The organism is Arthrobacter sp. H-02-3, assembly GCF_003097355.1.
In the GTDB taxonomy this organism is placed as follows: Bacteria; Actinomycetota; Actinomycetes; order Actinomycetales; family Micrococcaceae; genus Arthrobacter; species Arthrobacter humicola.
In genome coordinates, this window is record NZ_PYUI01000031.1 from 20,146 (window position 1) to 41,688 (window position 21,543).

The 21,543-nt window shown below is 67.2% G+C and carries 22 protein-coding genes and 1 tRNA gene; 7 read left to right on the forward strand and 16 right to left on the reverse strand.

The genetic code is table 11. The features are described 5' to 3' along the window. The first annotated feature begins 81 nt into the window (after positions 1-81). A complete protein-coding gene (locus tag C9424_RS20290) occupies positions 82-1,023 on the forward strand; it encodes a slipin family protein (protein WP_116768647.1) in 942 nt (313 codons plus the stop codon). Positions 1,024-1,144: 121 nt separating this feature from the next. After that, positions 1,145-1,909 (forward strand): YaaA family protein, encoded by a 765-nt coding sequence (locus tag C9424_RS20295; RefSeq protein WP_116768648.1) that lies wholly within the window; start codon positions 1,145-1,147, stop codon positions 1,907-1,909. 48 nt (positions 1,910-1,957) lie between these two features. On the opposite strand, the gene C9424_RS20300 is transcribed toward C9424_RS20295, so the two are convergent. Continuing rightward, positions 1,958-2,707: a zinc ribbon domain-containing protein gene (locus C9424_RS20300; protein WP_116768649.1), complete on the reverse strand. Its 750-nt coding sequence runs from the start codon at positions 2,705-2,707 to the stop codon at positions 1,958-1,960. 123 nt (positions 2,708-2,830) lie between these two features. Then, positions 2,831-3,754, reverse strand: a complete 924-nt coding sequence (locus C9424_RS20305) for a Nif3-like dinuclear metal center hexameric protein (protein WP_116768650.1) — start codon at positions 3,752-3,754, stop codon at positions 2,831-2,833. 99 nt (positions 3,755-3,853) lie between these two features. On the opposite strand from C9424_RS20305, the gene msrA reads away from it, so the two are divergent. The 3 genes from msrA to epsC all read left to right on the forward strand — a co-directional run bounded on the left by msrA (position 3,854) and on the right by epsC (position 6,002). After that, positions 3,854-4,378 carry a peptide-methionine (S)-S-oxide reductase MsrA gene (gene msrA, locus C9424_RS20310; RefSeq protein WP_116768651.1) on the forward strand — a complete coding sequence of 175 codons (525 nt, stop codon included), beginning with the start codon at positions 3,854-3,856 and terminating at the stop codon, positions 4,376-4,378. A 65-nt stretch (positions 4,379-4,443) separates the two neighbouring features. Further along, positions 4,444-5,379 (forward strand): cysteine synthase A, encoded by a 936-nt coding sequence (cysK, locus tag C9424_RS20315; RefSeq protein ID WP_116768652.1) that lies wholly within the window; start codon positions 4,444-4,446, stop codon positions 5,377-5,379. A gap of 38 nt (positions 5,380-5,417) precedes the next feature. Beyond that, positions 5,418-6,002, forward strand: a complete 585-nt coding sequence (gene epsC, locus C9424_RS20320; protein ID WP_091253804.1) for a serine O-acetyltransferase EpsC — start codon at positions 5,418-5,420, stop codon at positions 6,000-6,002. Between the two features lie 6 nt (positions 6,003-6,008). Here epsC and C9424_RS20325 read toward each other — a convergent pair whose 3' ends face one another. Beyond that, complete coding sequence (locus C9424_RS20325; RefSeq protein ID WP_116768653.1) at positions 6,009-6,842, reverse strand: oxidoreductase; 834 nt, start codon at positions 6,840-6,842, stop codon at positions 6,009-6,011. A gap of 90 nt (positions 6,843-6,932) precedes the next feature. Further along, complete coding sequence (gene gndA / locus C9424_RS20330; protein ID WP_116768654.1) at positions 6,933-8,369, reverse strand: NADP-dependent phosphogluconate dehydrogenase; 1,437 nt, start codon at positions 8,367-8,369, stop codon at positions 6,933-6,935. 263 nt (positions 8,370-8,632) lie between these two features. Between gndA and C9424_RS20335 the strand changes: the two genes are divergently transcribed. Continuing rightward, positions 8,633-9,361: a FadR/GntR family transcriptional regulator gene (locus tag C9424_RS20335; RefSeq protein ID WP_091256819.1), complete on the forward strand. Its 729-nt coding sequence runs from the start codon at positions 8,633-8,635 to the stop codon at positions 9,359-9,361. A 76-nt stretch (positions 9,362-9,437) separates the two neighbouring features. Here C9424_RS20335 and C9424_RS20340 read toward each other — a convergent pair whose 3' ends face one another. Genes C9424_RS20340 through C9424_RS20350 form a run of 3 tightly spaced genes read right to left on the reverse strand, consistent with a single transcriptional unit; the run spans position 9,438 to position 12,239 of the window. Then, complete coding sequence (locus C9424_RS20340; RefSeq protein WP_116768655.1) at positions 9,438-10,502, reverse strand: L-idonate 5-dehydrogenase; 1,065 nt, start codon at positions 10,500-10,502, stop codon at positions 9,438-9,440. Further along, positions 10,502-11,272 (reverse strand): SDR family oxidoreductase, encoded by a 771-nt coding sequence (locus C9424_RS20345; protein WP_116768656.1) that lies wholly within the window; start codon positions 11,270-11,272, stop codon positions 10,502-10,504. The genes C9424_RS20340 and C9424_RS20345 overlap by 1 nt, the downstream gene beginning before the upstream one ends. A gap of 13 nt (positions 11,273-11,285) precedes the next feature. Next, positions 11,286-12,239, reverse strand: coding sequence for an NAD(P)-dependent oxidoreductase (locus tag C9424_RS20350; protein ID WP_116768657.1), 954 nt, complete (start codon positions 12,237-12,239; stop codon positions 11,286-11,288). A gap of 62 nt (positions 12,240-12,301) precedes the next feature. On the opposite strand from C9424_RS20350, the gene C9424_RS20355 reads away from it, so the two are divergent. Beyond that, positions 12,302-13,366 (forward strand): D-2-hydroxyacid dehydrogenase, encoded by a 1,065-nt coding sequence (locus tag C9424_RS20355; RefSeq protein ID WP_116768658.1) that lies wholly within the window; start codon positions 12,302-12,304, stop codon positions 13,364-13,366. Positions 13,367-13,668: 302 nt separating this feature from the next. Here C9424_RS20355 and C9424_RS20360 read toward each other — a convergent pair whose 3' ends face one another. From C9424_RS20360 to C9424_RS20400, 9 genes are all read right to left on the reverse strand, one after another. Continuing rightward, a complete protein-coding gene (locus tag C9424_RS20360) occupies positions 13,669-15,018 on the reverse strand; it encodes an MFS transporter (protein ID WP_116768665.1) in 1,350 nt (449 codons plus the stop codon). Positions 15,019-15,182: 164 nt separating this feature from the next. Next, entirely contained in the window at positions 15,183-15,980 is a 798-nt protein-coding gene (locus C9424_RS20365) for an IclR family transcriptional regulator (RefSeq protein WP_116768659.1), read from the reverse strand. A gap of 38 nt (positions 15,981-16,018) precedes the next feature. Next, complete coding sequence (locus C9424_RS20370; RefSeq protein WP_116768660.1) at positions 16,019-16,891, reverse strand: fumarylacetoacetate hydrolase family protein; 873 nt, start codon at positions 16,889-16,891, stop codon at positions 16,019-16,021. Positions 16,892-17,134: 243 nt separating this feature from the next. Continuing rightward, a complete protein-coding gene (locus C9424_RS20375) occupies positions 17,135-17,425 on the reverse strand; it encodes a hypothetical protein (protein WP_202615949.1) in 291 nt (96 codons plus the stop codon). A 98-nt stretch (positions 17,426-17,523) separates the two neighbouring features. Continuing rightward, a complete protein-coding gene (locus tag C9424_RS20380; protein ID WP_133247556.1) occupies positions 17,524-18,804 on the reverse strand; it encodes a glycosyltransferase in 1,281 nt (426 codons plus the stop codon). A 130-nt stretch (positions 18,805-18,934) separates the two neighbouring features. Then, positions 18,935-19,010 (reverse strand) — tRNA-Val (locus C9424_RS20385). A gap of 91 nt (positions 19,011-19,101) precedes the next feature. Next, positions 19,102-20,007, reverse strand: coding sequence for an NAD-dependent protein deacetylase (locus tag C9424_RS20390; RefSeq protein ID WP_442862059.1), 906 nt, complete (start codon positions 20,005-20,007; stop codon positions 19,102-19,104). Between the two features lie 31 nt (positions 20,008-20,038). After that, on the reverse strand, positions 20,039-20,500 hold the full coding sequence (locus C9424_RS20395) for a peroxiredoxin (RefSeq protein ID WP_116768666.1): 462 nt from the start codon (positions 20,498-20,500) through the stop codon (positions 20,039-20,041). A 62-nt stretch (positions 20,501-20,562) separates the two neighbouring features. Beyond that, positions 20,563-20,982 (reverse strand): DUF3052 domain-containing protein, encoded by a 420-nt coding sequence (locus C9424_RS20400; RefSeq protein WP_091256835.1) that lies wholly within the window; start codon positions 20,980-20,982, stop codon positions 20,563-20,565. Positions 20,983-21,543 lie beyond the last annotated feature (561 nt).

Below are 21,543 nucleotides of genomic sequence, written 5' to 3' on the forward strand. Positions count from 1 at the left end.
GGTGCCGCCCCACCGGAGCCTTTTGGGGCGCACGGTGGGAGAATTGGACCAGGATTCCTGCTCGCCAAGGAAGCGATTTCGATGAACTGGACCGCCATCTTCAGCTGGTTGCTCGCGCTCGTCCTGGTGCTTATTGTCGCCAGGATGTCGATCAAGATTGTGCGCCAGTACGAACAGGGCGTCCTGTTCCGGCTGGGGCGCGTGGTCGCGGTCCGGATGCCCGGCCTGCGGTTGATCATCCCGGTGGTGGACCGGCTTCAGCTGGTGAGCCTGCGGATCGTGACAATGCCGATCCAGTCGCAGGGCATCATCACCCAGGACAACGTCAGTGTGGACATTTCGGCCGTGGCCTATTACCGGGTGATCGACGCCGTGAAGTCCGTCGTGGCGATCGAGGACGTCGCGGCGGCCATCAACCAGATCGCCCAGACCACCTTGCGGAAGGTGGTCGGCCGCCACAGCCTGGACCAGACGCTGTCCGAGACCGAGCGCATCAACACCGATATCCGGGAAATCCTGGACGCCCTGACCTTGGCGTGGGGCGTCGAAGTGACCCTCGTGGAGCTCAAGGATATCCAGCTCCCGGACAGCATGAAGCGGGCCATGGCCCGTCAGGCCGAGGCAGAGCGGGAGAAGCGGGCCAAGATCATCTCGGCCGAGGGTGAGTCGATCGCGGCCGTGGCCCTCGGCGAGGCGTCCGACACGATGATGGCCCATCCCGTGGCGCTGCAGCTGCGGAATCTGCAGTCGCTCGTGGAGATCGGGGTGGACAAGAACTCCACCGTGGTCTTCCCGGCTCCCCTGATGAGCACCATCGCCGAGCTGGGCGCCTTCCTGGCACGCGAGGACCTCGCGGCCAGGACAGGGACCGGGAGTGCGGCAGCGTGGCTGGCGGGCAACCCGGCAGCGGCACCGGGCGAGGCACCACCGGAGTCACCGGCACCGGTACCCGCGGAGCCGCCGGCACCGGTACCCGCGGAGCCGCCGGCAGCGTCCCCGGAGTCGCCGATCAAGGCCGCGTAGTTGCCATACCGGCGTCCACCGCCTCGGCAACCGTCCCCTCGGAGCCCTCCGCGCCGGCGGGCCGCCGGTCGGGTCCGGCGAGCTGACATCCCGGGCAGGTGCCCGCCGGTAAGATCGTACGGTGCTAATTCTGCTGCCGCCCTCGGAGGGCAAGACTCCCGCGACGGGCGGGGACGCCGCCGACTGGAACACCCTGAGCTTTCCCGTCCTCAACGGCGCCCGGGCCAAGGTCCTGGACGCCCTCGGCACCGTCAGCGCCCACGAGGACGCCCTGGCCCTGCTGGGCGTCGGCGCATCGTTGAGTGCCGACGTCGAACGCAACACGCGCCTGCACGCAGAACCGGCCGCCCCGGCTCACCAGGTGTATTCCGGGGTGCTCTATGACGCCTTGGGCTATGACTCCCTGACCCCGGCGCAGCGGAAGAAGGCCGACGCATCAGTCCTGGTGGTTTCGGCGCTATGGGGTGCCATCCGCTTCGCGGACCGTGTGCCGGCCTACCGGCTGTCGATGGGAACCTCGCTGCCCGACGTCGGACGGCTCGCCTCGTTCTGGAAGCCGCAACTGGCCGATGCCCTGGCGGCGGCCACCGCCGGTGAGCTGCTGGTGGACTGCCGGTCCAGCACCTACGCCGCGGCCTGGACTCCCCCGCCGGAACAGACGGTCGCTGTCAATGTCTTCACCGAGAACGCCGGTGTGCGCAAGGTGGTCAGCCACTTCGCCAAGCACACCCGGGGCGAGCTGGCCCGGCATCTGCTCACCCGCAGGGGAAACGCCCCCCGGACGCCCGCCCAGCTCCAGAAGGCGGCGGCCGAGAAGTGGGTTGCGGAACTCGTCGAGGGCACGGCCCGCAAGCCGCACACCCTGAACATCATCCTGCCCAACTAGGTCGCACTTGTGGCCGTTTTGAGCGCTCAAAACGGCCTTAGCTGCGAGTTAGTTGGGGGGTCCGGCCCACTCGGCCGAACGGACCAGGATGCAGCCGGAGTCCGGGCAAAAGACGATGTCGTCCTCGGCGGCGGCTTTGATCTCGGCGAGGTCGCCGGGGCTGAGCTGCATGCCGGAGCCTTCGGAGGTGCCGTGGAACAGCCGCGCCGCGCCCACGCCGCGCTTGGCCAGGGTCTTCTCGTAGACCGCGAGCATTCCCGCGTCGAGTCCGGCGGCGAACTCGGCACGCTTGCCGCGTACCACGGTGGCTTCGGCGTCGATCTCGGCCAGCTGCTCGTCGAGTTCGGCGCGGATGGAGCCGAAGGAGCCCTGAATGTCGTCGACGATCTGTTGCTGCGCGGCCTGGCGGGCGCGGAGCGAGTCGAGGCGTTCGAGGACTTCGAGCTCGACGTCCTCGAGATCGGAGCGGCGCTTGTTGAGGGAGACGAGGTCCCGCTGCAGGGCGACGAGGTCCTTGGACAGGCCCGTGCCGCTGTTGAGTTTGGCCTCATCGCGTTCGATCCGCGAGGCCACCTGCTCTACGTCCGCCTCGGCGCGCTTGAGTTCCAGTTCAGCATCGTGGACTGCCACCTTGGCGGCACCAAGTTCGCCGTTGGCGATGCCGAGGGCTGATTCCAGGTCGGCGATCCGGGAGTCGCTTTCAAGGCTTCGGCGGCGGTTGGACAGGGATTTGAGCTTGGCGTCCAGTCCCTGCAATTCGAGCAACTTCAACTGTTCCGCCGGTGCTGCCTTGGCCACTATTACCTCCGCTTGTTCCCTTCCGGCCGGAGCCGGGCACCGTACCGGCGCTCCTAAGACTCTAGCGCCTAGCGTGCTCCCCGGCCTCGCTACGCTCACCCGGGGGCCCCTCGCACGCCAGGCTTAGCCCGGAGTCAGAATGAAGTCCCAGGGGTCGCTGTTGGTGGTGCTGACGCGGATCTCGACGTCGTGCCCCTGATCGGCGAGCACATTGCCCAGCGCTTCGGCGGCTGCAGGCAGCCACAGCCACTCGCTGGCAAAGTGTGACACGTCGATCAGGTAGGGCCGGTCGTTGACCGCCGCCTCCCGGGCTTCCGAGGCCGGGTGGTGGCGCAGATCCGCCGTCAGGTAGACATCGGCGTTGCTGGCCCGGACCTCGCCAAAGAGGGAATCGCCGGCGCCGCCGCAGACAGCAACCCGCCGGACCAGCCCGTCCCGGTCCCCGGAGACGCGCACGCCGCCGGCCACCGAGGGCAGGATGCCGAACACGCGGGCCGCGAAGTCACCCAGGGTCAGGACCTCTTCAAGATCGCCGACCCGGCCGATCCCTTCCTCGGGCAGCCCGTTCGCGGCCGGGGTCAGCGGGGCCACGTTCTGCAGCCCCAGCGCATCGGCCAGGACGTCGGAGACGCCCCCGACGGCGGAGTCACCGTTGGTGTGCACGGTCATCAGCGCGGTTCCGGACTCGATGAGGCGGTGGACGGCTTTGCCCTTCGCGGTGTTCGCGGCGACGCTCGTGACGCCCTTGAGCAGCAGCGGATGGTGGGTGATGAGCAGCTCGGCGCCGAATTCGATGGCTTCCTCGATCACCTCGGTGGTGGGGTCGACGGCGAAGAGGACCCTGTGCACCTCGGCGTTCGGGTGGCCCGCCACGAGGCCCACCTCGTCCCAGTCCTCGGCCAGCGATTCAGGCCAGAGCTCCTCCACCGCCAGCTGGATCGCGCCCAGCGTTGCCGTGCCGGGGGCCTCCCCGGTGCCGGTAGCGCCGTCGACGGCGACAGCAACGCCGTCGGACTCAGCTGAAACATCGGTGTTCACAGGTTCCATACCCCCATTTTTACCCTATCCGCGCCCGGCCCCGTCACCTGTAACACTCTCGTAAGGTGGCTGGGGAATCATCGGGGGCGCCGAACCATTGAAGAGATCATGAGAACTTTTGTCCTCGGCGGAGGCTGCTTTTGGTGCCTCGACGCCGTCTACCAGAAAACCAAGGGCGTCAGCTCGGTCGTTTCGGGCTACACCGGAGGCCATGACCGCGACCCCGACTACTACTCCGTATGCTCCGGAACCACCGGCCACGCCGAGGTGGTGGCGGTGACGTTCGACGAGGACGTCATTCCCGCCGACGTCATCCTGGACATGTTCTTCGCCCTCCACGACCCCACCACGCTGAACCGGCAGGGCTATGACGTCGGCACGCAGTACCGGTCCTCGATGTTCTACGAGACCACCGAGGAAAAGATCCTGTTCGAGGAGGCCATCGAACGCAACCAGGCCCTGTGGCGGCATCCGATCGTCACCGAGGTCAGCCGGCTGCCGAAGTTCCATGTGGCCGAGGATTTCCACCAGGACTACTTCGCCAAGTACCCCGAGCAGGGGTACTGCCAGGTGATCATCAACCCGAAGCTGGCCAAGGCGAGGAAATATTACTCTGCATGGCTTAATGCTTAGCTAGGGTCTGCACGCGCTCGTTAGGCTGACCTCAGTTATCCCTCTTCAAAGACAGGCATACATACATGGCACCGATCTATGACGATGTAACCCAGCTGGTGGGCGGAACTCCGCTGGTCCGGCTGAACCGGCTGACCGAGGGCCTTGACGCCACCGTGGCAGTCAAGCTGGAGTTCTACAACCCGGCCAACAGCGTCAAGGACCGGATCGGCGTCGCCATCGTCGATGCTGCGGAGAAGTCCGGGGCCCTCAAGCCCGGCGGTACGATCGTCGAAGGCACGTCCGGCAACACCGGAATCGCCCTGGCCATGGTGGGCGCGGCCCGCGGCTACAAGGTCATCCTGACCATGCCGGAAACCATGTCCACGGAACGCCGGGTCATGCTGCGCGCGTACGGCGCCGAGATTGTCCTGACCCCCGGTTCCGAGGGCATGCGCGGGGCCGTGGAGAAGGCCCAGGAGATCGTGGCCAACACGGAGAACTCCATCTGGGCCCAGCAGTTCGCCAACGAGGCCAACCCGGAGGTCCACCGCCGCACCACGGCCGAGGAAATCTGGGCGGACACCGACGGCAAGGTGGACATCTTCGTCGCCGGCGTCGGCACCGGCGGCACCGTCACCGGCGTCGGGCAGGTCCTGAAAGAGCGCAAGCCCGACGTCCAGATCATCGCCGTCGAGCCCAAGGACTCCCCCATCCTCAACGGCGGCGCCCCGGGCCCGCACAAGATCCAGGGCCTCGGCGCGAACTTCATCCCCGATATCCTCGACACCAACGTCTACGACGAGGTCATCGACGCCACGCTGGAGGACTCCGTCCGCGTCGCGCGCGATCTCGGCATCAAGGAAGGCATCCTGGGCGGCATCTCCTCCGGCGCCATCGTCTGGGCCGCCCTGGAGCTCGCCAAGCGCCCGGAGAACGCCGGTAAACTCATTGTTGCCGTCGTCTGCGACTTCGGTGAGCGTTACATCTCCACCGTGCTGTACGACGACATCCGCGGCTAAGTCCGGCCGCTGCCCCACGAATCCCCAGAAAGGTCTTTGTGAGCTTCTTCGCAAGACTGAAGGAAGACCTCGACGCCGCCCGGTCCCACGACCCGGCGGCTCGGGGTTCTTTTGAGAACTTCTTCGCCTATTCCGGCCTGCACGCGATCTGGTTCCACCGCCTGACGCACCGGCTGTGGCAAAACCCCGCCCTGCGGTTCCCGGCCCGGCTCATCTCCCAGCTGGCCAGGTTCCTCACCGGCATCGAGATCCATCCGGGAGCCACCATCGGCCGGCGCTTCTTCATTGACCACGGCATGGGCGTGGTCATCGGCGAGACCGCCGAGATCGGCGAGGACGTCATGATCTACCACGGCGTGACGCTCGGCGGCCGCTCGCTCGCGAAGATCAAGCGCCACCCCACCATCGAGGACCGGGTCGTGATCGGCGCCGGCGCCAAGGTCCTGGGGCCCATCACGATCGGCCGCGACAGCGCCATCGGAGCCAACGCCGTGGTGGTCAAAGACGCCCCGGCCGAATCCATCGTCACCGGCGTGCCCGCCACCTGGCGCCACCGCGACGCCCAGCGCGAGACCAAACCCGCCGTCGACCCGGCCGAATACCTGATCGAATACCGCATCTAGGCATCCTTACCCGGGGAACCGCTTGTAAATGTTCCAGAGGACGGCGTCGAACGCACGGTCCGGCAGCAGGTGGCGCAGCAGCAGGATCCCCCGGGCGCTGGCGCCGACGGGATAACGCGTCTTGGGCCGGCGGGCGGTGGCCGCGTGCAGGATTGCCTCCGCGACGAGCTCCGGCCGGGTCGAGCTGGCGGGGTTGTCCGTGGTGCCCAGTGCGGCCGCCACGACCCTGGCCTGGGCCGCATAGGGGCCGCTCCCGGAACTGGCCAACAGGCCCTGCGCCGCAATGGCGCCCCACTCCGACTGCGTCCCGGCGGGCTCGATGATCGCCACGTCAATGCCGTGCGGCTTGAGCTCGAGCCGCAGCGAATCACTCAGGCCCTCCACGGCAAACTTCGTCGCGTGATACCAGGCGCCGAGCGGCTCGTACATCTTTCCCCCGATGGAGGAGATGTTGATGATCCTGCCCGCACGCGCTGCCCGCATGGCCGGGATCACGAGCTGCGTCATGCGCGCCAGGCCGAAGACGTTCACATCGAACTGCCGCCGCCCCTCAGCGAGCTCCACCTCCTCGAGCGAGCCGTACGTCCCGTAGCCGGCGTTGTTGACGAGGACATCGATGCGCCCGTGCGCGGCCAGCACTTCCCCGACGGCGGCGCTCATCGAGTCCTCGTCCGTCACGTCCAGGGCCACCACGTTGACGCCGGAGGCCTTCAGCGGCTCCATTTTCTCCACCCTGCGGGCCCCGGCATAGACCGTGAAGCCGGCCGCGGCGAGCTTCCTCGCGGTTTCAAAGCCGATCCCGGTGGATGCACCGGTGACGAACGCTACGGGCTGGGACATGGGCTGAACTCCTTGGCAGGTGTCGCCGGAAACACGAACGGCCGGCGCCTCCCAGAGTATCTGGAAAGGCGCCGGCCGTCCGGGGTCACGCTAGTGGGTGTCGACTGCCTCGATCTCGGACTTGTCCTCGCCCCAGAGGGTGTGGAACGTGCCCTCGGCGTCGACGCGGCCGTAGGTGTGCGCGCCGAAGAGGTCGCGCTGGCCCTGGATGACGGCGGCCGGCAGGCGCTTGCGGCGCAGGCCGTCGTAGTAGGCCAGCGAGGAGGAGAACACCGGCACCGGGATGCCGAGCTGGACCGCGGTGGACACCACGCGGCGCCAGGCCGGGAGGACGTCGGCGATCGCCTTGGTGAAGGCCGGGGCGAAGAGCAGGTTGGCCGGCTTCTCCGCCGCGGCGTAGGCCTTCGTGATCTCCTTGAGCAGTTCGGCACGGATGATGCAGCCCCCGCGCCACAGCGAGGCGATTTCGTCCAGCTTCAGGTCCCAGCCGTATTCCTTGGCGGCGGACGTGAGCATGTCCAGCCCCTGCGCGTAGGAGACCAGCTTCGAGGCGTAGAGCGCCTGGCGGACGTCCTCGACAAAGCTCTCGGGGACCTCGACGGCGGCCTCGCCGCCGGCCAGCAGTTCCTGGGCCAGCTTGCGCTGTTCGGCCTGGGAGGACAGGGCCCGGGCGAACACGGACTCGGCGATGCCCGAGGTCGGGGAACCGAGCTCGAGCGCGGAGATGACGGTCCAGCGGCCGGTGCCCTTCTGGCCGGCGGCATCCACCACGACGTCGACGAACGGCTTGCCGGTCTTGGCGTCGACGTGGCCGAGGACCTCGGCGGAGATTTCGATCAGGAAGGAGGCGAGGTCGCCCTTGTTCCACTCTTCGAAGATCTTGGCCTGGTCGGCCGGTTCGATTCCGGCGCCGGAGCGCAGCAGGTCGAAGGCCTCGCCGATGACCTGCATGTCGGCGTATTCGATTCCGTTGTGGACCATCTTGACGAAGTGTCCGGCGCCGTCGGTGCCGATCCAGGCGCAGCAGGGCTGGCCGTCGACGTGCGCGGCGATCTTTTCCAGCAGCGGGCCGAGGGCGTCGTAGGACTCCTTGGAACCGCCCGGCATGATCGAGGGGCCGTTCAGGGCGCCCTCTTCACCGCCGGAGACGCCGATGCCGACGAAGTGCAGGTCTTTCTTGGCCAGGGCGGCTTCGCGGCGGCGGGTGTCCTCGTAGTGCGAGTTGCCGGCGTCGATGATGATGTCGCCGGGTTCCAGCAGCGGTTCGAGCTGTTCGATCACGGAGTCCACCGGCTTGCCGGCCTTGACCATGATCAGGACGCGGCGCGGCTTCTCCAGGGAGTCCACCAGTTCCTGCAGCGTTTCGGTGCGGACGAAGTCGCCCTCGTCACCGTGCTTGGCGAGCAGCGCGTCCGTCTTTTCCACGGACCGGTTGTGCAGGGCAACGGTGAAGCCGTTCCGTGCCAGGTTGCGTGCGAGGTTGGCCCCCATCACCGCGAGGCCGGTGACACCGATGTGTGCTGACATCAAAACTCCAATTCATTTCTGTACACCACGTCCGTACGGCGATTCCGGTACGACGTTCATGTAGGACTCGGGCAGGTCGTGCCGCATGGGGCGGAACCCGCGCTTGAGGTTCAGTGGCTGTCTATAAACCATATGTATTTCCGCGGGTTGCGGGAAAGCAGCGCCCACGTAGCGGAACACTGCGCGTCACAAACAGTCTATGATCCCCGGCACCCGCCCCGCCGCCCGGCCTGGATGAGGCCCGCGGCATTATGCTTACGACTATGTCAACCAGCCTCCACCATCGTGCCATTGAGCACCTCGGGACCCGGATTGTAGCGGGCGAGCTTCCGCCCGGGCACGTCATGCTTGCCGAGCACCTTGAGGAGGAACTCAAGGTTTCCCGCTCGGTGGTCCGCGAGGCGGTCCGGGTCCTCCAGTCCCTGGGCTTGGTGGAGACCATCAAGCGCGTCGGCATCCGGGTCCTGCCCTCCAGCCGGTGGAACCCGTTCGATCCGCTCGTGATCCGCTGGCGCCTGGCCGGCGAGGGCCGCGGCGCGCAGCTGCGCTCCCTGGCCGAGCTCCGTACCGCCGTCGAGCCCGTGGCTGCCGAGCTCGCAGCAGCCAACGCCCCCCAGGAGCTCCGCCAGGAACTCGTAGAGATCTCCCACGCGATGCGCGACGCCGGGCAGGCCGGGGACGTGCCCCGGTTCCTGGAGCTGGACATCCTGTTCCATTCGCTGTTACTGACCGGCTCCGGCAACGAGATGTTTGCCAACATGGTGGGCCAGGTGACCGAAACCCTGACCGGCCGCACCGTCCACGGCCTGATGCCGGACCACCCGCGGGAGACTGCGCTGCAGTGGCATGTGGACGTCGCCGAGGCCATCGCGGCCGGGGACACCGCCGCGGCGCGCGAGGCCTCGGACCGGATCATGCGGGAGACGATCGCGGAGATGGAGCCGAGCTGGAAGAACCAGCCGCGGGTGTTTGTACCCGTTGAGCGCCACTGAGGCGGCGATCCTAGGAGCCCCAACGCACCTAGGATCGCCGGCACGGCGTCCGCTGCGGAAACCATCGCGGCGCCCCTCACGCCGGGGACGGCCGGAAGTCCAGCAGGACCTTGCCTGAAGCTGAGGAGTTCCTGGCCACCTCGAACGCTTCCATTCCGCGGTCCAGCGTGAACGTGTGCGTGACCACCGGGTCCACCGCCAGCGATCCGTCGGCGAGTGCGCCGATGACCTGATCAATTTCGTCGTTGAAGCGGAACGAGCCCACCAGCTCCAGCTCGCGGGTGATGGCCAGCGAGATCAGGACCGGCTGGGGGCCGGAGGGCAGCAGGCCCACCATCACGACGCGGCCGCCGCGGGTTGCGCCCTGGATGGCCGAGGCGAGGCCGTGGTGGCTGCCCGAGGACTCGATGACGACGTCGGCCTCGACGGCGGCGATCGCCCCGGCGTCGTCGCCCTTGAGGACCGTATCCGCTCCCACGGCCGCGGCGATTTCCAGCGGCCGGTCGTGCATGTCGACGGCGACGATCCGGCCTGCGCCGGCGCGTTTGAGGACGGCGACCGTAAGGGCCCCGATGGGTCCGCTGCCGATCACGAGTGCCGTCTTTCCGGCCACGTCGCCGGCGCGGGAGACGGCGTGCCAGGCGACGCTGGCAGGCTCGATCAGCGCCGCCGTGCGCAGGTCAACGTTCTCGGGCAGCGCCCGGAGCATCCGCACCGGCAGGTTCACATACCGGCTGAACGCGCCGTCGGTGTGCGGAAAGCGTGCGGCGCTGCCGAGGTACGTGCAGCCCGGGGAGAGATTCGGCCGGTCCGCCGGATAGCGCGCCGCACCCGGACCGGGGGTGGCCGGATGCACCGCGACGGCGGTGCCGGCGGCGGGGCCCGATCCGTCCGCCGCGGCGCGGACCACGGTCCCGGAAATCTCGTGCCCGAGCACCAGCGGTGTCTTCAGGACGGACTCCCCCGCGGCGCCGTGCAGCCAGTAGTGCAGGTCGGAGCCGCAGATACCACCGAAGGCCACTTCGACGACGGCCTCGTCCGCGGCAGGCACCGCCAGCGGCACGTCATCGATCCTCAGGTCGCCGGCGGCGTGGGCCACCACGGCGGCGGCCGTGGCCGGGAGTTCTGCCGCGCCGCGCATCAGACCACCACCGTCATTCCGCCGTCGATAAAGATGGTCTGGCCGTTCACGAAGTCCGAGCCGCTGGACGCCAGCCACACCGCGGGTCCGGCCAGGTCCCGCACGGTCCCCCACCGGTGCGCCGGGGTGCGGCCCAGGATCCAGGCGTTGAAGGCCTCGTCGTCCACCAGGTTCTGGGTCATTTCGGTGTGGATGTAGCCCGGCGCGATCCCGTTGATCTGCAGTCCTGACCCGGCCCATTCCGCGGTCATGGCCCGGGTCAGGTTCCGCAGCCCGCCCTTGGCCGCAACGTACGGGGCGATGGTGGGCCGGGCGAGGTCCGTCTGGACCGAACAGATGTTGATGATCTTGCCCCGGCCGCGCGCGATCATGCGCCGGGCCGCCGCACGCCCGACCAGGAACGCGCTGGTCAGGTCCGTGGAGATCACCCGCTCCCAGTCGGCGACGTCGAGGTCGAGCATCGGGACGCGGTGCTGGATGCCGGCGTTGTTCACCAGGATCTCCAGCGGTCCGACGTTCTCCTCCACCCAGGCGACGCCCCGGGCGGCCTCGGCGTCGATGGTGACGTCGAACGCGCAACTGTGCACCCGCCCCGGCGGGTAGTCCGCGGCCATCGCCGCCTCGGCGTCCTTGAGCCGTTCGGTGTTGACGCCGTTGAGCACCACCGTGGCGCCGGCGTCGGCCAGGGCACGGGCCAGCGCATTGCCGATCCCGCGGCTGGAGCCGGTGACCAGTGCGGTCCGGCCTGTCAGGTCAAATAGTCCACTCATGGTTCGCTGATCCTCAATTGGTCGTTGCTGCCGGGTAGTTGCTGGTGTTGTCGCTGGTGTTTCCACGTGTGGCGTCGCCAAGGTTGGCGATGGCTTGCCGCACAACGGCGAGGTCCCGGTCCCCCAGGCCCTGGCGCTTGAGCTCCGCGTAGAGCCCCACGCCGGAGGCCGCCATCGGTGCTGCGGCGCCGGCGGCGGCGGCGCTTTCGAGCACGAAGGACAGATCCTTGTGCATGAATTTGGCGGGTCCGGTGGGCTCATAGTCCTTCGCGGCAAGCCGGGGTCCCACGATCTCGAGTACCCGGCTGCCGGCCAGGCCGCCGGCGAGCACCTCGTACAGGGCGTGCACGTCCATGCCGGAGCGTTCGGCGAGCTCCGCTGCCTCGGCGAGCGCCGCCGTCGTGGTTCCCACAATCAGCTGGTTGCACGCCTTGGCGAGCGAGCCGGAGCCCAGCGGCCCCAAGCGCCGCACGGTGCCGCCCATCGCGTCAAAGAGTGGCCGGAGCCGCCGGAAGTCGTCCTCGCTGGCGCCTGCCATGATGGCGAGGGTTCCGTCCACGGCACCTCTGGTCCCGCCGCTGACGGGAGCATCGACGACGACGGCGCGGCCACCGCTGGCCCCGGCTACCCGGGCGCCGAATTCCTTGACCGCTGACGGGGAGACGCTGCTCATGACGACGACGACGGTTCCGGCGGCGGGCGGTTCGGCAGCCCAGCCCGCCAGGAGGGCGGCGGCCGAGTCCTCGATGTAGGACAGGTCCGGAAGCATGAAGATGATGACCGGCATGTCGCGGAGTTCGTCCACGCGGGCCACGCGGGAGCCGCCGAGTGCCTCGAATGCGTCCAGTGCCGCAGGTGAGCGGTTCCAGGCGCTGACGTCCCAGCCCGCCTTGATGAGGTTCGCGGCCATCGGAGCACCCATCAGCCCGAGGCCGACAAACCCGGCTTCCTTTCGGTCCAGTTCCATATTTCCTCACTCCGTCGTGGTTAATCTTCGAAATCTGTTCAGTATCCTAGCCTCCATTCAGTATGATGAACACCATGTCGACCAAAACCACCGTCGCAATCGCCGTCCCGCTCGAAACAGAGCTTGTGGAACGCATCCGCGCCGTAGATCCTTCCGTGACCGTCCTCTACGAACCCGACCTCTTGCCGCCGGAACGCTTTCCCGCGGACCACTCGGGCGATCCGGACTTCCGCCGGACGCCGGAGCAGGAGGAGCGCTACTGGGACATGCTCAACAAGGCCGAGGTCCTGTACGGGTTCCCCAACGAGAGCCCGGCAGGCCTTGCCAGGATCGCCGGCAGCAATCCCCGCCTGGAGTGGATCCATGCCATGGCGGCCGGGGCCGGCGGCGCCGTGAAGGCATCGGGCCTGGACGCCGCGACGCTGCAGAAGTTCAAGATCACCACCTCCGCCGGGGTCCACGCCCTGCCGCTGGCCGAGTTCGCCGCGCTCGGCATCCTCAACGGCTTCAAGCGGAGCGCAGAACTGGCGCAGGACCAGGCGGCCAAGCTCTGGCCCGAGCTCCGCACCCCCACGCGCCTGGTCAACGGCTCCCGCCTCGTGGTCACCGGACTGGGCGAGATCGGGCTCGAGACGGCGCGGATCGCCCGCGCCCTGGGCATGCGCGTCAGCGGGACCAAGCGGACCGTGGAGAAGATCGACGGCATCGAGCAGGTCACGGACAACGACGGCCTCGCCGGCCTCCTGAGCACGGCCGACGCGGTGGTTAACACCCTTCCCGGCACGCCGTACACCGAGAAGCTCTTTGGCCGGGACGCCTTCGCGGCCATGAAGCCCGGAACGGTCTTCGTCAACGTGGGCCGCGGCACCGTGGTGGACGAGGAGGCGCTCCTCGAGGCGCTCGGCAACGGCCAGGTCTCCTATGCCTGCCTCGACGTGTTTGCCGTGGAGCCGCTCCCGCAGGACAGCCCGCTGTGGACCCACCCCAGGGTGATGGTGTCCCCGCACACCTCGGCCCTCAGCGCAGCCGAGAACCGGCTCATCGCCGAGCGCTTCTGCAGCAACCTGCGCACCCACCTCGACGGCGGCGAACTCCCCCACCTCGTGGACACGGTGCACTTCTACTAAAGCCAGGCCCGCGTATCGCAAGGGGCGGCCTCTCCGGAAACGGAGGGGCCGCCCTTTGCGTTGGTGCACGGCAGCCGCGGTGACCGAAGTCCTGCTCCGCGATGCGAATATGGCCCGTCGACGCGGCATCCTGCTCGGCGACGCGCACATTGCCCATCGACGCGGGTATCCCGGTAGCGCCGGGCATTTTGCGCGTCGCGCGGCACGTGCCGTGTCGCAGAAACGGCCGCGGCCCCTTCCCGGATTGGAAGGGGCCTCGGCCTGGCGTCCTGAGGACTGCGTGCTGATTAGGGCGCGTGCGCCTATCGCGCATCCTCGATCAGCAGGAGGTCGCGTCCCACGGTTTCCGGCGTGAAGAACGTGGTGATGAAGGAGATCAGCGCCAGCACCAGCGAGTAGACGGCGAGCACGAGCCAGGAGTGATCGGTGGCGGCCAGCAGCGCGGCGCCCACCAGCGGAACGAGTCCGCCGGCCAGCACGGCGGAGAGCTCACGGCTCATGGCCACGCCCGTGAAGCGGTACTGCGAGCCGAAGAGTTCCGGCAGCATCGGGCACTGCGGGCCGAGCATGGACTGGACACCGAGCGCGATGCCCATCACCATCACAATCCACACGAGGGTGACATTGCCCAGGGTCACCAGGTAGAACGCGGGCAGCGCGATGGCGGCCTGGAACAGCGCGCCGTAGCGGTAGACGGGCACTCGGCCGAACCGGTCGGACAGCGCACCGAACGTGATCACCATGACGGCGGCGAAGCCGGCGGCGATGAGCAGGCCCACCGGGCCGATGAACTTGTCTCCAGGGAACACGCCGTCTTTGGACGCCAGGAACGCGATGAGCAGGGCGGAGTAGATCGAGGAATTCCCGTTCTCCCCCATCCGCAGGCCGATGCCGATCAGCACATTCTTCTTGGAGTGCTTCCAGAGCTGGCCGATGGGGTTCTTCACCACATTCTTGTGTTTTTCCAGTTCCTGGAAGACCGGCGTTTCCTTCAGCCGCAGCCGGATGAAGATGGCCACCACGATCAGAAGGGCGCTGGCCAGGAAGGGCACGCGCCACAGCCAGCCTTCCAGGACGGCTTTGTCCGCCATGGCAATGAGCGCAAACGTCCCGGCGCCGAGCAGGGTGCCCAGCTGGATACCCACGAACGGGAGCGAGGCGAAAAAGCCACGACGGCGGCGGGGTGCGACCTCGGAAATCAACGTGGTGGCGCCGGCCTGTTCGGCGCCGGCGCCCAGCCCCTGGAGGATGCGCAGCGTCACCAGGAGAACGGCGCCCAGCATGCCTGCCTGCTCGTAGGTCGGCAGCAGGCCGATGGCAAAGCTGGCGGACCCCATCAGGGCGATCGTGAGGATGAGGACCATCTTGCGGCCGAACCGGTCCCCGATGTACCCGAAGACCATGCCGCCAAACGGCCGGGCCGCGAAACCGACGCCATAGGTGGCGAACGATGCGATCAGGGCCCCGTCGTCGCCGAGCGGCTTGAAGAAGAGCGGGCCGAAGATCAGGGCCGAGGCCAGGCCGTAGATGTAGAAGTCGTAGTACTCCAGGGCGGAGCCCACGGAGCTGGCAAGCGTTGCCCGTCGCAGCTGGTCAGGATCGACGACGGCGCCGTCCGCTTCAGCGAGCGGTGTATTAGTACTAGTTGTCACAAGCACTCCCTCAAGAACACTCCAGACCCCCGTTGGCCTGGTGGGATGTGAGCAACTCCCAAAGAGTCGATCACCATGCTGAACAGCGTACAGCATGGTGATCGGCTAGCCAATGAGTAATCGGATTTATTCCTGCCGGCCCTGCGGAACCCCGTGCGGGCGGGTTAGCCCATGGGATTTCCGAGGGACCGGGCGAGGTCCTTGAGTTCCTTCACCATCATGGCGCCCTGCTCTTCCGAGTAGGTCGCCTTCAGCGCGGTGACCGAGAGGCCCAGGCTGGGGCCGTGCGCACCGCGCGTCGGGACGGCCACGGCCAGGCACACGACGCCGGTGGTGGACTCCTCGTCTTCAAAGGCGTAGCCCTGCTCCCGGATCACGGCGAGCTGGGCCTTGAGCTCGGCCCCCGTACGCAGCGATTTCGGCGTCAGGACCGGCAGTTCGGCGTCGTCCGGGAACATCTCGTCGACGTCGTGGTCGTGCAGGCGCGCTATCAGGGCCTTGCCCACGGCGCAGAGGGACACCGGCATCTTGTCCCCGATGTTGGACGTCAGGCGGACCGCAGGGTGGCCTTCATAGCGGGCCAGGTAGATGACGTTTGTTCCGTCAAGCATGGCAATGCGGACGGTCTCCCCCGAAAGCGTCGGGGCCTGTTCGCAGAACCGGTAGAACTCCTGCACTTCATCCAGGCGGCTGAGGTAGGCCGCACCCAGCTCCACCAGTTTGCGTCCGAGCGTGAATTCCGCGCCCTGGCGGTTGATCAGCCTGGCGTCCTCGAGGGCGAGCAGCAGATTGGACGTTGAGGACTTCGGGATTCCCAGCTCCCGGGCCAGATCGCTCAGCGTGAGTCGCCCGGTCGCAGATGCGGCCAGGGCCTCCAGCACGGCGGCGGCGCGGGTGACGGCCGGTGCCGGTGAGGCGCTCCCCAATCCGTCGGAGGTTCGGGAAACTCGGGAATCGGCCATGATTCTCCTTCAGGTATCGCGCGCAGTCGCCGCGCCACTCATTCGAATGCCGTCCAGTCAGCTGAACAGTAACCATCATAATGTCTGGAGGCCGCCACGGGATTCGTGAGTTCGCCGACGCCGGCAATGTGGCAGCTGACGGTATCGCCGGGAACGATCGGGGCGGCCTCGGCCGGGAAGCCCGTGAGCACCAGGTCCCCCGGGTGCAGCGTCATGAAGGAGGTGATGTAGGCGAGGATTTCTTCCACCTTCCAGCCGAGATCGGCAGAGCTGGCCGTCTTGAGCTCCACGCCGTTGTGCCTGATGCCGATCTCGAGGTCATCACCTGTCAGATCCGTGACGATCCAGGGACCGGCAGGCGTGAACGTGTCCTGGCTCTTGGCGCTGACCCACAGCTCGTCGGATTGCTGCAGGTCTCTGGCCGAGACGTCGTTCCCGATGGTGTACCCCAGAACCGCGGTCCTCGCGTTGCCGGGTGTCAGCCCCCGGGCCCTGCTCCCGACGACGATTGCCAGCTCCGCTTCCGGCTCGACACGGCCCACTCCGGGCCTGAGTTCGATGGCGTCGCCCGGACCCACCACGCTGGTCGCCGCCTTGTGGAAGGCCTGCGGAGGCAGGTCACGGCCGGCGCGGCCGGTATTGTGCGCCATGCCCAGGATGTTGGCCGGGATGCTTGGCGCGAGGAAGGTGAATTCCCCTTCATGGACCGTCGCGCCGATGTCCCACCCGCTGCGGGGTCGGCTGCCGGCGTTGGCCGGAGAGCCCGGGAAGGGGGTCCCGGTCACCGTCCAGACCTTGCCGGCGTCGCTGTAAAAGTCCGCAGCGTCGTTGGCGATAAAGAAATGCTCGTCCTCGGCAACAGGGGAAAGCGGGCGGACTCGGGCGATGCGGCGGGCAGTCGTGGCGGTCATGAACACATCCTAGGTCTCCGCGGGTACGCGGCGGCTCCGCGCCGACATCCCGGCCACTCGGGGCCCGAATTAGGCCATCGAGTGGGGTATTTCTCCCGGCCGGAATCCTGCCCGCGTGTTTCACATTTCCAAATGTTCACGGTATATTCATAACAAGCCTTCCACCGCGGCATCCCCCAATAGTCGCGGTGGAAGGCTTTTCCAATGCCCGGGTTTTCCAGTGCCCGGGTTAGGGGCGCCGGCCTATGCGGCGTCCGCGACCGCCTCCCGCAGCCGCCAGCCGCCGCCGAGGCCGTCCCGGACGATTTCCATGGTGGTGAGGGCCGATTGCCGGTTGCGGCCAAGCCGTGCCTGGATCTGCCAGACCTCGACGTCCACCCGGCTCAGTCCCTTCGGCATGCGGCGCTCGGCCTCCCACCAGTTGACCCGCTCGAACCAGCGGACCGGTTCGGCCCCGATCAACCATTCCCTGCCTCCGCGCAGCACGGCCTGGGGCCGCCCGTCCGGGCCTGTTTTCACCATCACGTGCTCCATGCCCGTCACACTAGGGGGGAGCCCGGACATTTTCGGCGCCCGGACGGAAAGTGGAGGCCCGGGCTCAGAAGCCCGGGCGACAACTCCGCCCTCAGTCGTTAGTCGGCGGCGTGCACGGCCACGACGCGAGGCTGGCGCAAGCGGATAAAGACGTCCGCCGGCTGGCGGTTCTTGCCCCTCAGGGTAATGCCGGAGATGCTGGCCCCGTCCGGGAGAAGAAGGCTCTGGCGCACGACGCCCTGTGAGCTTTTCGACCATGCCTGCCGGCTCCACCCGAAGGTAGCGCTGTTCCGCAGCCCGAGTGCCTCGGGATCAACGCCATCCGCGCCATGGAGATCATAGGAGACCACGGCAAATCCTCCCTGAAGCCTCCTGGCCGACTCGAACTCAAACTCAAACTCGACCAGCCCGGCTTCGATTCCCGAATCCAGCGGAAAGCTCAGCACCGTCTCCTCGGTCAGGCGCAGCGGTTCCGAACCGGGCGTGGACAGCACATGTGCCACGGGTTCGCCGCGGACGATATCCTCAAATAGGCTCGGCCATTTCTCGGCGGAAACATCGGCCGATTGCACGGCCGGGAGCTTATCCAGGCGCGCCAGAGATGCGGCGACCCGTTCGTACGGGGTCTCGTTCAGGGTCGAGTCCTGATCGCTGTGACGGACCTGGAAGAACATGTGCTCCCGGGAGTCAAGGATGGTCGGCATGATCTGGTCCACGCCGTGGTGCGGGCCCGGCGTAATGATCGCGAGGCGGCGCTGAGCAGGGTCGAAGGCAGATACGAAGGCCATGCCCTGGGCAGACTTCGGGTGGTAGTACTCCCGAAGGTTCACCAGTTCATGTTCGCCCTTGTAGGCCGTCAGGCCGAGGCCGAAGGAGATGGCCATCCCCACGTGGTTCAAGGTCCGGTAGTTCTCAAGGTGCGTCAGGTAGTCGGCGGCCAGCACGTCGTCGTCGTCGAGCCGGAACCACACCACCGGCTGCACGCCGTCGGCAGCGTCAAACTTGCCGGCGAGGTCCTCCTCGACCAGGGGCAGCACTTCTTCGATGCCGGTTCCCCGGACCACCTCGTTCCACTCCACGGGCACCAGGAACGGGTACTTGGCCGCAGCCGCGAACAAGATGTCCTGGTGGCGCTTCGGGAGCAGCTCGGAGTACATCACAAAATGCTTGTAGTCATGGTTTTCCGCCATCACGGCAAGCGCGGGCACGGCCTTGTTGAAGAACATCTCGGCACGGAGGTTAAGGCGCTTTTCCGAGAACAGGTACTGCATGTAGTCATCCGGGGTCTTGAAAACCCCACTGCGCGACGTTTTCCACGAGTGCGATCCGGGTGAGAAGAGGCTGTAGCGCGTGACGCCGTAGAACATGGTGATCCCCAATGGTCTTGCGAGGCTGAACAAATCACCTAACTCTACCCGGCAGCCGTCCTCCCCGGTGACGCCGGGCCCGCCGGGAACTACAAAACCCCGCCATTGCCGACCATCTGGTCCGGCATGACGGGGTTTTCTGTGGTGGGTCCTACCGGGATCGAACCGATGACATCCACGGTGTAAACGTGGCGCTCTACCAGCTGAGCTAAAGACCCAAACCGCGGCATCCGCGCCTCAGCGCTTCAACCAACGAACAGCTACTGTACAGGATGCCAGCGGCCAAGCGCCAATCGGTCCGACCCCTTCCTAGAGCGGGGGCAGCTCGGCGGCAAGCCAGCTCAGGGCCCCGCTGACGCCTGCGTCGAGCTTGATGGTGGCGAGGTCATCGCCGCGGGTGGCTCCCCGGTTGATGATGACGACGACTTTGCCCTGTTTGGCGGCGTGCCGGACAAAGCGCAGGCCGCTCATGACGGTGAGGGACGAGCCTGCCACCAGGAGCGCCCGGGCCGCGTCGACCATGGCGTAGGAGCGTTCCACCCGGTCTTTGGGCACGTTTTCACCGAAGTAGACGAAGTCCGGTTTCAAGGTGCCCCCGCAGGCGGGACAGCGGGCAACGACGAAGGATTCGATCAGCCCGGAGTCCTCGACCGTGGCATCGGCATCGGGGGCCATTTCAATCGCCCCGGCGGCGTGGGCACGTTCCAGGAATCCCGGGTTGAGTTCCTCGAGGACCCCGGCCAGGAGCCGGCGGCTGTACCGCCGGAGGCAGTCGAGGCACACCACCTGGTCGAAGCGGCCGTGCAGGTCCACGACGTTGACGCTGCCGGCGTCTTCGTGGAGACGGTCGACGTTCTGGGTGATGAGTCCGGTGAGCAGTCCGCGGTGCTCCAGCCGGGCGACGGCGGCATGTCCGTCGTTGGGGTCCGCGCGGCGAAGGTGCGACCAGCCGATGTGATTGCGGGCCCAGTAGCGCTGCCGGTTCGCCGCCTCGCCGATGAATTCCTGGTAGGTCATGGGCGCCCTCGGGGCAGCGTCGGGGCCCCGGTAGTCCGGGATGCCGGAATCGGTGCTCAGGCCGGCGCCGGTCAGCACGGCGAACCGGCTCCCGGCGAGAAGACCGTGGATGTCCTGCAGGACCTCGAGCTCGTCCCGCTGGAGTTCGGCCGAGGTCGCGGCGGCCGTGACCGGCGGGAGGCTGGCAAAACCAGTCATGCCGATCCCGGGGCGCCGCTGCCTCACCGGATCAACTCCCGCCGAGCCCCGCCAGGGCGGCCCGGTATTCGGCAAGGTCCCGGGCCTGGCCGCGGGGATTGACGACGACGTAGCGGACAACGCCCGCGGCGTCGATGATGAAGGTGCCTCGCAGTGCCATGCCGCTTTCGGGGTCGAACACGCCGTAGGCCGAGGCCACGGCGCCGTGCGGCCAGAAGTCGGCGAGAAGGTCGAAACCGTAGCCTTCTTTTTCGGCGTAGGCCCGCTGGGCGAACTTGCTGTCCACCGAAACAGCCAGCACTGCGGCGTCGGCATCCTCGAACAGCGCGAGGTTGTCCCGGATTTCACACAGTTCACCGGTGCAGATGCCGGAGAAAGCGAACGGATAGAAGACCACGACGACGTTGCGGCCCCGGAAGTCGGAGAGGCGGACCGGCTCTCCGAACTGATTGGCGAGCTCAAAGTCCGGTGCGGGATCGCCAACGGCCGGCACCCCACCGGGAACAGGGGTAACGGCGCCGGCCGGCCGGGCGGCGTCGTTCTGGACCGCTTGGGTCACTTGTTCTTCCGCGTGACCAGCCGGGTGGCGCTCCAGTCCTTGGAGACGCCGGCCGAGGTGGTGTAGTGGAGCCCCGCAGTGGGCGCGGCGTCCTGGATGTCGGCGGGCGAAACGTAGCCGACCCGCCCGGACTTGGGGGTCAGGACCCACACGACGCCGCCCTCGGTGAGGGTGGTCAGCGAATCGACCAGGGTGTCAACGAGGTCGCCGTCACCGGCCCGCCACCACAGGATGGCGGCATCGACCACTTCGTGATCGTCCTCATCGAGGAGTTCCGAGCCCGTGAGATCTTCGATGTCGTCACGCAAGTCGAAGTCGACGTCGTCGTCATAACCGAATTCCTGAATCAGGTCCCCGTCTTTGAAACCCAGTTTCTCCGCCACATTTACCGAAGTGGCGGCGTCGGCCTCGCTCACGTGTTGCTCCTATGCTTTGTGAAGTGCTTCATGTTTTCAATGGCACTAGTGATTTCCATTACTCCAAGCCAACACCCTTTGAGCCTTCGCTTCAAGCTGTTGGCCCCGCGATCCGCCATATTCTGCGTCACACAGGGCGATCCGAAAGCTGACGGGCAGCCCGCGGTCACACAACCAGTATGCCCGTGAAATACGTCGGGGGGTCCATGCGGCGGCTACGCATCCGTCAACGCGCACGGCTAGAGTGGCTGATGACGACTACGCCTGTGCGGGCAACCGCCCCACTGATGACACAGGCAGGCGTACCGTGATTGGACCTTGCCCGGCGCATACGACCGGGCTGTTGTAACCGATATGTCGCACACGTCGCGTTCACGCCAGGCAGTCACCCTGCCCGGAGCTGAGGGTGCCGATGGATGCGCTCAAAGAGAGGTTGGACGTGGCTGCAGGAGAAGATACCTCCCATATCCTCAGCGGGTTGACAAACCAGCTGCCTGATCGTGATCCGGAAGAGACCGCCGAGTGGCTGGAGTCCCTGGATACCCTGATTCAGGAACAGGG